General features: G+C 69.5%; 10 protein-coding genes and 1 pseudogene. 9 read left to right on the top strand and 2 right to left on the bottom strand.

Annotated features, from left to right (window positions below; genetic code table 11):
• Positions 1-268: 268 nt before the first annotated feature.
• From ACLQ20_RS21260 to ACLQ20_RS21220, 9 genes are all read left to right on the top strand, one after another.
• The gene (locus tag ACLQ20_RS21260; RefSeq protein WP_425857398.1) at positions 269-643 is read left to right on the top strand and encodes a cyclic-phosphate processing receiver domain-containing protein; all 375 of its coding nucleotides are present in this window, start codon (positions 269-271) and stop codon (positions 641-643) included.
• Between the two features lie 1355 nt (positions 644-1998).
• Positions 1999-2247 (top strand): hypothetical protein, encoded by a 249-nt coding sequence (locus ACLQ20_RS21255; RefSeq protein ID WP_425857396.1) that lies wholly within the window; start codon positions 1999-2001, stop codon positions 2245-2247.
• A 1214-nt stretch (positions 2248-3461) separates the two neighbouring features.
• Positions 3462-4904, top strand: coding sequence for an ABC transporter substrate-binding protein (locus tag ACLQ20_RS21250; protein ID WP_225851855.1), 1443 nt, complete (start codon positions 3462-3464; stop codon positions 4902-4904).
• A gap of 61 nt (positions 4905-4965) precedes the next feature.
• Positions 4966-5841, top strand: coding sequence for a branched-chain amino acid ABC transporter permease (locus ACLQ20_RS21245; RefSeq protein ID WP_151452327.1), 876 nt, complete (start codon positions 4966-4968; stop codon positions 5839-5841).
• A complete protein-coding gene (locus tag ACLQ20_RS21240) occupies positions 5838-6857 on the top strand; it encodes a branched-chain amino acid ABC transporter permease (RefSeq protein ID WP_151452326.1) in 1020 nt (339 codons plus the stop codon). Before ACLQ20_RS21245 ends, ACLQ20_RS21240 begins: the two co-directional genes overlap by 4 nt.
• Positions 6850-7758 carry an ABC transporter ATP-binding protein gene (locus ACLQ20_RS21235; RefSeq protein ID WP_425857393.1) on the top strand — a complete coding sequence of 303 codons (909 nt, stop codon included), beginning with the start codon at positions 6850-6852 and terminating at the stop codon, positions 7756-7758. Before ACLQ20_RS21240 ends, ACLQ20_RS21235 begins: the two co-directional genes overlap by 8 nt.
• Entirely contained in the window at positions 7745-8476 is a 732-nt protein-coding gene (locus ACLQ20_RS21230) for an ABC transporter ATP-binding protein (protein ID WP_151452325.1), read from the top strand. Before ACLQ20_RS21235 ends, ACLQ20_RS21230 begins: the two co-directional genes overlap by 14 nt.
• Positions 8477-8615: 139 nt before the next feature.
• Entirely contained in the window at positions 8616-8894 is a 279-nt protein-coding gene (locus ACLQ20_RS21225) for a hypothetical protein (RefSeq protein WP_425857392.1), read from the top strand.
• Positions 8888-9313: an LLM class flavin-dependent oxidoreductase gene (locus ACLQ20_RS21220; protein WP_327028938.1), complete on the top strand. Its 426-nt coding sequence runs from the start codon at positions 8888-8890 to the stop codon at positions 9311-9313. Before ACLQ20_RS21225 ends, ACLQ20_RS21220 begins: the two co-directional genes overlap by 7 nt.
• Here the strand turns inward: ACLQ20_RS21220 and tnpB are convergent.
• The gene (tnpB, locus tag ACLQ20_RS21215; RefSeq protein ID WP_425857390.1) at positions 9235-10629 is read right to left on the bottom strand and encodes an IS607 family element RNA-guided endonuclease TnpB; all 1395 of its coding nucleotides are present in this window, start codon (positions 10627-10629) and stop codon (positions 9235-9237) included. The genes ACLQ20_RS21220 and tnpB overlap by 79 nt on opposite strands.
• Positions 10626-11206, bottom strand: a pseudogene (locus ACLQ20_RS21210) (IS607 family transposase). Before ACLQ20_RS21210 ends, tnpB begins: the two are co-directional and overlap by 4 nt.
• Positions 11207-11259: the final 53 nt, after the last annotated feature.

The following is an 11259-nucleotide window of genomic DNA, read 5'->3' as shown; positions in this document are numbered from 1 at the left end:
AAACGACCTTCTCGTCCGCAACGGCGAGGCGCCTCCGGTCGGCCGCAGAGTGAAGATGGCGAACTTCACCGGAGCAGAGCCGCGGAACGTTTCGGAGCGCCGCCCGGCGGTCCCGCCGCCCTGAGGTGGGCAGCGGCAGCAAGCTACCGAGGCCAGAAGCACTCATCCGCACATCGGCACGACCGTGCACTGCGCCGGGCGGCAGCCAACGCGCGGACAACGGCAGATCCGGATGCCGGAACACGGCGACTTCAGGCATCCTCTCTGGGTGGATGCCAGCGGGGCCAGGATCGTTCTGGTGGATGATCTGCGTTCCTTCGTGGATGGTCGCAGTGCGGAGGTGGCCCGTAGCAGTGCGGCTGGGGTTCAGCTCCTCGATCGGTACCGGGGGCAGCGGTTGGACGAGTTGTGGCTGGACCATGACCTGGGCGGGGACGACACGATCTGGCCGGTCGTGGAGGTGCTGGAACGGGCCGCCTTCGAAAATCGCCGGTTCGACATCGGTGTCGTCTACGTCCACTCCGCCAACCCGGCTGGTGCCACGAAGATCGTCCAGGTTCTGCGGCGTTGGGGCTACCAGGTCCACGTCGCGTCGGGCTCGACGGACGTCGGCTATCTCGACGGGACCGCCAGCGCGAGCTGACCGGTTGCAAAGCGCCAGAGCGACACAGGCCAGCCGACCTCGCGACTCGCAGCAGAAGCAGATAGCCGACTATCGCGGGACTCGGCGCCCGAAGGACGAGGCGTGCTGGCCAGTTGGCTCTTGAGGGCATGCCGCCGAGTTACCACACTTACTCGCTATGAGTGCTAAGGGGCGTCCGCGTCAGCCGAGCGATGAGGTCGCGGAACGACGCCAGCGACGCGACGTGCGGATTCGCGCGGAACGGATCGAACTCGCGATGGCGGAGATGGACGACAAACCGCCGACCGACGACATCGAGTTCGGGCCCGGCCGCGATACGCGTGTACGGCGCGGAGGACTACCTGGCCTCGGTCGAGGTCGGTGAACCGCCCGCCGGGCCACTCTGGGTGAACTCCGATCGGGCCATCGTTGTCGGCGACTTGATCACGGCATGCCTGGCCCTTCGGCAACCCACCAGCTCGTTGGGACGCCGTGCGGCGATCGGATTGCGGCAGATGAGTGCATCTGCACGACCGGCAAGGGACTCATAATTGCAGGGTGATGGATCACGCGCTGTGAAGGGACGACTGCCGGTTGACTACGAGCGCTGACGAGTTGTTCGCGGCACGGCTCGCCTTCCCGGTGGGCGACCGGGTGCGAGGCACCGTGAGTTCCGTCCCGATGGGCGCGGGAAGAGCAGGGGTTCTGGTAGACCTTGGCCAGCCGCCGCGAGGATGGGTCGACGTCCTACACCTGCCGGATGACCCGACCGACTGGCCTCCGGTCGGCAAGTCCGGGCTCTTCGAGGTAGGGCAACACCGGCCCGGCCAGGTGCGGCTGTTTCCGTTGGACGCCGGGATGCGAGGTCGTGGGGCCCGCCTTTTACGCTGGTCCGGTGAGGAATGGACCGCGATCACCAGACGGTACTCCGAGGGCGAAGTTGTCGTGGCAACGGTAACAGACGTTTTTCCAGCCACCCGTGAGTACACAGTGGTGTTCGACGACTGCTGGTCGGCGGTCGAGTATGAGGACAAGGCCCCGCCGGTCGGCTGGACCGGCCCGTTCCGTGTGACCCGTCTGCTGGAGTGGACTCACCGAATCTTGCTAACGCCGGCAAAGTAACGATCGAGTAGATGGACAAAACCAGGCCAATCGGGCCGAGCGTCCCGAGATCCGACGGGCCAGCTTGCTAACGCACTCAACTCGGCATGTCCGCACGATCAGCGGCATGAGCGAATGCCACGGTCGTCGATCTGCACGTCGCGGACGTCGGTGACCCCTGGTCCATCTATCAACGACGGCATCAAGCGAGCGCCAGAAGCAGTCACTACGCCCGGCAGGCCCTCGCCGAACCCTGACGGGCCCACCATCGTCTGATGCAGCAAGATGACGAGATGGCCGCCGAGAACACCACCCCAGATCGCATGACCGACGCGGAGATTCGCCAACTCGCCAGGCTGCTCGCACGCTACACGGCCCTAGAGTTGGACCAGTTCGAGCATTGGTGTGTCGAATCGCCGTATGGCCCGGTGTTCATCGACATCAGCCGACGATGCGCTCCAGGCGCCGAAGACGCCTACCACGTCCTCTGGCCACTACCCGATCAACCCCACGACCCGCACTAATCTCGCTTGAACCCGCGAGACCACGGCGTCTGCACCAGACCACCGAGCGATCTCCTGCTGGAGTATTAGCCCGGCATTGGCGTCCGGCCGGACCATCGAGCGTCGCCATCGATGCCAGTGCGCTTATTACAAAGAATCATGCGCGCTCATCGGCATGAGCGAGCACCGCGTCGGGTCGTGGAGGTGCGTCCGGCTGAGAGGGCTCGCGCGCACAGACGGGCCCCCAACGCCTGGCTAGGATCCGTCAAGGCTGGCTGATCTTCAGTCGAGCGGGACAGCGCCGATAAGGCACATCCCCGGTTAAGTATCGGTTTGTGTCGATCGCTGCGCATGAACCAAACCCAACGGCGCAGCATCGGCTGCGGTGATCATTTGGGTGCCAGTCGTAGTTCTTCCCGGACGACGATCATGGATTCTCGGTCGTGATCGCCCCTCGGGCACGTACAGTTGCCCCACGGTAATCAGCGTCAGGCTCGGCCTCGACGCTGATTTTTGTTTTGCGCGGGGTTGCAGGTGAGGGCGAGCCGTAGCTTGCTCTTGTCCCCGCTGTGGGCGTCGTAGGGCGGACGAGCCATTCGCCATCCCCGGGGCCATGGCCGAGCAGGTTGACGCATCGGCGAGTCGGGTCGGGACCGGTTCTCCAGACCGCAGATCAGCTCGCTGCCGTCACCAGCACGACCGAGTCCGGCGCGGTCCGGCCAACCCGGAGCCCTCGACCGGTGTCGCCGGACGCTCCGGCAGCCCTCTGCCGATCGCGTACGCCCGGCGCCGGCGATGCCAGGCGGCGGGATCGATCGGCTGGGCCGGCCGTGATCTGCGCGGTGCCCCCGACCGGCTCCGGATCGCCGAAGACCGCGTCGGCCTGGTCCTCGGCGCACCCGCTGTGTGTGACGCCGCTGGATCACTTCCATGTTGTCCCGGCACTGGCCGAGGACGTCCACGCCACCGGCCGGTCGGCGGTTTCCACGGCCCGTGCCGTTCGGGCAGATCCCGCCCCGGCGACCCGTCGCCGGGCTCCGCCCGCCGACCGCGAGGTCGGCTCGATCCGTCGTTGGTGACGGAGTGTAATCGATCTTGTGGGCGCTGGAGTGGCCCGCGGCGCGCAGGTGCCTGGTGATCTCGCTCGGCGACCGGGGCTGAGCTGCGAAGCCGTCGGCGTGTCCCAGCAGTCGGACGACTTCGAAGATGAAAGTGCTTCTTGATTCATTCGTAACATGCAGCTCACATTGTGGTGCTTGACACAGCCCGCGGCTGACACCATCATTGGAAACAACCAAGCGCTTGCTAGGTTCTGGGGAGGGGTGGCACCTCATTCCCGGCCGGAGCCTCGTGGGCGCGCGGCAGCCACCGGTCGGCCGTCCGGGCCGGCCGACCGACTTCGACGCGAGACGCACAACTACCTATCACTGACGACCGGCAAGGCAGGGATAGAAGTGGCCGTATCAAGAAGTGGCACCACCGGTCTGGCGACGGGCCTGGTTGCCCTGTTGCTGGCCGTCACCGGCTGTGGTGGAGGCGGCGGCAACGACAAGCCCACCGATGGGACCGCCTCCGGGTCCCCCATCATCATCGGGATGGACGAGGACAGCACCGGTCCGGGCGCGTCCTACAGCACGATCGCCGGCGAGACGATCCGGCTGGCCGTGCAGGACGTCAACGACAAGGGCGGGGTCCTCGGCCGTCCGCTACGCCTGGTCGTCGAGAACGACGAGAGCGATCCGACCAAGGTTCCCGCGGTGCTGCAGAAGCTCGCCGGACAGGGTGCCAAGGCACTGCTGCTGCAGAGCGGCAGCGCGGCGATCATGCAGGCCAAGTCGACGCTGACCCAGCTCGGGTTGCCGGCGATCGCACCGACCGGCGTCACCGCCACGCTGGTCGAGCCGCCCAACAACGAGCTGATCTACATGCTCGCCAACACCACCGCCGACTGGGCCGACGTCTACTGCGGCGCGTTCAAGGCGGCGAACATCAGCAAGCTGGGCGTGTTGACCGACGACACCACCACCATCGCCGCGCTCAACAAGTCGCTGCTGGGCGGGCTCGGCTGCGTCACGGTGGTGGCCACCGAGAAGGGCGCCGCCAACGCCTCCGACCTCTCCGCCCAGGTGGCCCGGCTGAAGAACGCCAACCCGGACGCCGTGCTGGTGACGAGCGTCGGCGGCGCCTTCGAGGTGCTCGCCCAGAACACCCTGGCCCGGCAGTTCTCCGGCAAGCCGCGGTTCTCGCTGGCGTCGATCGGCAACCAGCCCTCCTCCTGGAAACTGGCCAACGCCGGTGCGCTGGAGGGCCTGATCTTCATGGGCTCGATCAACCAGGAGAACCCCCGCACCAAGGCGCTCACCGAGCTGCTCAAGAAGAAGCACGGCAAGGACTACGAGGTCACCGCGTACGACGCGCAGGCCTGGGACTCGGTGCAGCTGCTGAAGCTGGCCATCGAGAAGGCCGGCAGCCCGGACGACCCGGCGAAGCTGAACACCGCGATCCAGAGCCTCACCGGCTACTCGGCCAGCTTCGGACAGCCGAACTTCACCCTGTCGTTCTCGGCGACGAAGCATCTCGGCGCGGATGGCCTGTGCGGGCTCTCCCTGATCGAGTTCGGTGCCGACAACAAGCCGAAGGGCCCCTGGTCCACCTTCCAGCCGCCCTGTTCCGGTTGATCCGGTGGAGGGGGCCGGCCGTCGAGGCCGGTCTCCTCCCGCCGTTCCCGAGGGAGTGACGATGACAGATCCCCAGCTCTGGCTCTCCGCGGTGGAGATGGGCTGTTTCTTCGGCATGCTGGCCCTGGCCTACTACCTTGTCCAGGTCGGTGCCGGTTTCTTCAACTTCGCCATCGGCCCGTACGCGATGATGGGCGGCCTCTGCACGAGTTGGCTGGTCATCGAGTACGACCTCGGCGTCTGGTCGGCCGCCGGCATAGCGGTGGCGGTCACCCTGCTGCTCGCGGCCGTCACCGAGCTGGGCGTCGTCCGGCCGGTGCAGCGGCGCAGCGGCGGCGGTGAGCTTCCCGCCCTGGTCGCGGTGGCCGCTGTGCTCTTCGCCATCCAGCAGTTCGCCGGGTACCTCTTCGGCCACCCGACGTTGCCGGGGCAGAACCTGGCCACCTTCGAACCGGTCACGGTCGGCGAGATCGTGGTCCAGCCCAGCTCGTTCCTGCTGATCGGCGTGACGCTGTTCGCCTTCGGCCTGGTCGCGGTCTGGATCAGATCAACCCGGACCGGCCGGATGTTGCGGGCGGTCGGGGACAGCAAACAGGCGGCGTCCCTGCTCGGCCTGCCGGTCAACCGGATCCGGCTGATCGCCTTCCTGCTGGCGGGCTTCCTCGCCGCGCTGGCCGGGCTGCTCTTCGCCCCCAAGGCCGGCGTGCACTCGCTCTCGGGACTGCACTGGTCGCTGTCCGGCTTCCTCGCCGTCGTGATCGGCGGCACGGGTTCGGTCTGGGCGCCTCTCTTCGGCGGGATGCTGCTCGGCCTGGCCGAGGTCTTCCTGCCCTATTACTTCGGGGGCCAGTCACACGTGTACGGGATGCTCCTGATCGCCCTGCTCTTCTTCGCCTTCCGTCCCCAGGGACTCTTCGTCCGGATGGTGCGCGCATGACCGGCACGGCGGCGCCTCGCATCGAGGGCCCGCCGAGGCGCCGCGACATCCGTCAGGTGCCCGGCATCGGCGGGCTCGCCCTCGGCGTCGCCGCGGCGGTGCTGATCCTGGCTTGGGTGGGCTCCGACGGCTACCGGCAGACGCTCGTCACCGCCAGTGTCACGTACGCGCTGATCGCCCTCGGCATGTACGTGCCGTACCTGATGGCGGGCTCGCTGTCGATGGCCTACAGCGCGTACGCCGGCATCGGTGGGTACGCCGTCGGCCTGATCTCGACCCGTACCGACCTGCCACTCCTGCTGGCCTGGATCGCGGGCCCGATCGTGGCGGCGCTCATCGCGGTCCTGCTGGGGCTCGCCACCCGGCGGCTGTCCGGGTTCTTCCTCGCGGCGGTGACCCTGCTCTTCGGGATGGCGTTCACCGCGTTCCTCATCGACGGCGAGGGGATCACCGGCGGCTCCGCCGGCCTGGGCAACCTGCGTCCGCTGCACCTGTTCGGCTGGACGCCGAGCCACTACCAGGTGGTGGTCGGCTCGGTGGTGGTGGTCTGCGTCGTCGCCTTCCTGCTGGACCGGTTGCGCCTGTCGCCGTGGGGCGTGATCGTGCGGACGATGCGGGACGCTCCCCGGGCGGTGGAGGCGGCCGGTGTCCGCGTACCGATGATGAACCTGGTCGCGCTGGCGCTCGGCGCGGCGATCGCCGCGGTCGGCGGCGGCCTGTTCACCTACTCGGCCGGCAGCGTCACGCCCGACACCTTCACGCTGAACATCGTCTTCCTGGCGATCTTCATGCCGCTGATCGGCGGCTCCGGCACCCCCTGGGGCGCGGTCGCCGGCGCCGTGCTCGCCGTCCAGCTGACCTTGAACTTCCCGGCCGTGCAGGCCAGCGGCACGTTGCTGCTCGCGTTGGGCGTGCTGGTCATCATGCTGGTCGCGCCGAAGGGCGTGATCGGCTACGCCGACGAGCTGAGACGGCGCGCGATCGCGTTGCCACGGAGGGGGCGTACCGGTGGATGAGACGGAGCTGCTGGTCGGCCGCGGCCTGACCAAGCGGTACGGCGGGGTGACCGCGCTGGCGGAGGTGTCCTTCGAGCTGCGTCCGGGCGAGATCCTCGGCCTGGTCGGGCCGAACGGAGCCGGCAAGACGACCCTGGTGGACCTGATCTCCGGCGCGCAGGCGGCCACCGCCGGCGAGCTGCTGCTGCGCGGTCGCAAGCTCACCGGTCCGGCGTCCCGGCGGGCTCGGGTCGGCCTCGGGCGGACCTTCCAGTACCCGCAGCTGGCGCTGCACCTGAGCGTGCGGGACAACCTGCTGCTCGGCCGGCACGCGCGACGGCACGGCACGCCCTGGCAGATGCTGGTCGGCGCGTTCGCCGGCGCAATGCGCCCGGAGCGCCCCGCCGACCGGGAGGCCGTCAGGCAACTGGCGGGGGAACTGGGCATCGAGGGGCTCGACCGGATGGCGGGTGACCTCACGTTGGGCGAGCAACGCCTGGTCGAGGTCGGCCGGGCCCTGGGCCAGGATCCGGTGGTCCTGCTGCTCGACGAGCCCTTCGCCGGGTCGGACGCCCAGGGTGTCGCCGGCATCGCCGAGGTCATCCGGACCGTCCAACGACGGGGGCACGCGGTGATCCTGGTCGATCACAACGTGGACCTGGTCGCCCGGCTGGTCGACCGGGTGCTGCTGCTCGACCGGGGCCGGGTCGCCTTCGACGGTGCTCCGGGGGAGTGCCTGGCCAGCCCGGAGATGCAGCGGGTCTACTTCGGCGCGCACGACGCCGACGACGAGGCCGCCGAGGACGAGGGTGGGGCCCGGGACGAGGCGCCGGCCGATGCCGGCCCGGCCGGGACCGACGCCGCGGCCGTGCCCGGCAACCAGGTGCGACGACAGGGGAGGGTGGAGGATGTCCGCTCATGAGTTGCGGGTGGAGGGGCTGAGCGTCCGGTACGGGCACGCCAGCGCCCTCTCCGCCGCGACGGTGACGGTGCCGGGCGGCACCATCACCGCGCTGGTCGGGCCGAACGGCGCGGGCAAGAGCAGCCTGCTGCTCGCCGCCTACGGCTCGGTGCCCGCCACCGGTCAGGTCCTGCTGGACGGCACCGACGTCAGCCGGCTGCGGCCGGCGGCCCGGGCCCGGGCGGGGATCGCGATCGTCCCACAGGGGCGGCAGCTCTTTCCGCACCTCGACGTCGTCGACAATCTCCAGGTGATGGCGGAACTGCTGCACCTGCCGCGCAGCGTCGTGCAGGGCGCGCTGGACCGCTTCCCGATCCTGCAGACCCGCCGCCGCAGCCTGGTCGGGGTGCTCTCCGGCGGCGAGCAGCAGATGCTGGTGGTGGCGCGGGCGCTGATGGGCTCGCCCCGGGTGCTGCTGCTGGACGAGATGACGACCGGGCTGGCCCCGCTGATCGTGCAGGAGCTCGGCCGGACGGTGACCGCGCTGGCCGCCGAGGGCGTGGCGGTGTTGCTCGCCGAGCCGGCCCTGGGGGTGCTGCGCCGGATCGTCGACCGTGGCTACGTACTCGTCCGGGGCGAGGTGGTGGCCTGTGAGGAGGGGGGCGGCCGTGCGTTGGACGACGCGTACCGCGCCGCCATGGGTGTGCAACGTCCTCGCGAGCTGCGCCCGGCGAGCTGACTCTCGCCGGGCTCGCGGCTCACGGGCGGCCACCCGGGTGGCCGCCCGTGAGCCGCGAGCAGTTGGCCGGTGACGAACCGGGCCCGGTCGCTGGCCAGGGCCCGGTCACTGCCGAGCAAGGGATTGGTGGGCTGTCGGCATGGGGTTCAAGCTCGGCGTGATGCCGGTGCTGGGTGGGCGCGGCGCGGCCGATCCCGGCGTCACCGCGGCCTTCGTGCGGCGGATCGAGGAACTGGGCTGCGAGTCGGTCTGGGCGGTGGAGCACCTGGTGGTGCCCGACACCTACCGGTCCGGCTATCCCTACGACCCGAGCGGCCGGATGGGGCTGGGGCCCGCCGACGACATCCCCGACCCGCTGGAGTGGTTGACCTTCGCGGCGGCGCACAGCAGCCGGCTGGTGCTCGGCAGGCCATGCTGATCCTTCCCCTGCACCACCCCGTCGGCCTGGCCAAGAGGCTGGCCACGCTGGACGTGCTCAGCGGCGGCCGGTTGATAGCCGGGGTCGGGGTGGGCTGGCTCCGCGAGGAGTACGACGCGGTCGGGGTGCCCTTCACCGGTCGGGGCCGGCTCGCCGACGAGTACCTCGACGTGCTGCGCGCGCTCTGGACCGGCGCACCGGCCAGCCATCACGGCTCTGCCGTGCGCTTCGACGCGGTGCACAGCGCGCCACGGCCCACCCGACCGGGCGGGGTCCCCGTCATGGTCGGCGGGCACAGCGTCGCGGCCGTGCGCCGCGCCGCCCGCTTCGCCACCGACTTCTATCCGTTACCTTTCAGTGCGTTTTTCGTGAGCACAAGATCGGTAGTCCTGCCTTGCGGTAGGACGGTCCCGGTCTGACCGACTGGCGTCGTGCCGGGTTCACGCTTCACGGCCACCGGCCCGCGTGTGCGGGTCTTCTGGTCGGCTCCACGCGCTGCCACCGGGCCACTCCCGGCGGTGTCGAACTCAGCCGCCAGGGCGGCCAGGTTACGGGCGGCGTTGCGGTCCCGATCGATGATTAGGCCGCACGCCTCGCAGGTGTATTCACGCTCGGACAGGGCCAGCTTGGTTTTCACCGCGCCGCAGCCCGAGCAGGTTTTCGAGGATGGGTACCAGCGGTCGGCCACAACGAGCCGGCCACCGTTCCACGAGGTCTTGTACGTCAGCTGCCGGCGGATCTCTGCGAATCCGGCGTCGGCGATGTGCCGGGCGAGCCGCCGATTACGCAGCATCCCGGTCACGTTGAGGTCTTCGACCACGATCGCGCCGCACGTCGTGGCGAGTCGGGTGGTGAGCTTGTGCAGGCCGTCGCGGCGCAGGTTCGCCACCCGGGCGTGCGCGCGGCCGAGCCGGGCCGCCGCTCGTTGCCACCGCTTTGACGCGCGGCGGCCGGTGCGTCGGTCTGGGCAGATCTTGCGCGACAGGGATCGGCCCAGCGAGCGCATCCGCTGCTGCGCGTCCGCCAGGTGGCGCGGGTTCGGTACGAGTTCGCCGGTGGACAGCACCGCGAGGTGTGTGATCCCGACGTCCACGCCGACCACACTGCCGGGCCGGGCTGGAACGCGGTCGGCCCGCTCGACCTCGACGCAGAACGCGACGTGCCACCGGCCACCGGCACGACGCACGGTGGCGGACATGATCCGCGCGGTGCCGTTGTCGAGACGGCGTGCCAGCTTCCGCGCGGACTCGTGAAGCTTCAACCGACCCAGCCGGGGCAGCACCACGTGCATCCGGTCGGGCTCGACACGGATCGCGCCGGTGGTGAACCGCACCGACGGGGTGGTGTGGCGGCGGGACTTGAACCGGGAAAACCCGACCGGGCGTCCGGCCCGCGCGCCCTTGCGGGAGTCGGACCAGTTCTTCAAGCCGCGGGCCAGGGCGTCCAGACCGGTGTTGAACGCCTCCTTGGACACCTCGCCCCACCACGGCGCGACGTCGGGCTTGGCTGCGTTCCATGCCTTGCGCAGCCCGGCGAGGGACCATGACAGCGATGGGGTCAACTGCTCGTCCGGCACCCCGTAGGAACGTTCGGCTGTCCGCTGGTCCATGACCGCCTTGACTCGGGACAGTGCCCAGTTGTGCGCGACCCGGGCGGCCCCGGCATGCGCGAGCGCATCGCGCTCTTGGCTGGGCGTGAGGTCAAGCGCGAACCGGTACGCCTGGATGGCCTTCACGCCGGGTCGTCCTCGGTGGCCGCTTTGACGGCCCGGCGGACGCGGTTCGCGGCGGCGTGTCGCCCGTACAGGCGGGCGCACAGCGACGTCAGGATCTCGGTCACGTCCCGAACGAGGTCGTCGTCGACCTCGTTCGGGTCGACCACCAGCAGGCGGCGGCCCTGCGCGGCCAAAGCGGCCTCCACGTACTCGGCCCCGAACCGGGCGAACCGGTCCCGGTGCTCGACCACGATCGTCGACACCTGCGGGTCACGCAGTAAGGCGAGGAACTTCTTACGGTGCCCGTTGAGCGCGGAGCCAACCTCGATTACCACGCGGTCCACGCCGAGCTTCTGGCCAGTGGCCCACACGGTGACGCGGGCGACTTGCCGGTCCAGGTCCGACTTCTGGTCGGCCGAGGACACCCGGGCGTACACCACGACCTGCCCGGATCTGTCGTCGCGCCTGTCACCGGCTCTCCGACCATGATCAGGCGGCCTAGCCGGTACGTGGGGACAGGCAGCGTCCCGGCCGCGTACTGCCGCCGAGCGGTGATGTACGCGACGCCGGTGGACGCAGCCCATTCCTTCAAGTTCACCCGACCACTATGGCAGCTCATAGAGCGCTAAAGATTCTCGACACGGCAGCAGT

Source organism: Micromonospora sp. DT46 (assembly GCF_049841735.1).
Lineage (GTDB): Bacteria > Actinomycetota > Actinomycetes > Mycobacteriales > Micromonosporaceae > Micromonospora > Micromonospora reichwaldensis.
Note: the sequence above shows the minus strand (reverse complement) of the source record. Positions and strands in the feature narration are given on the sequence as shown.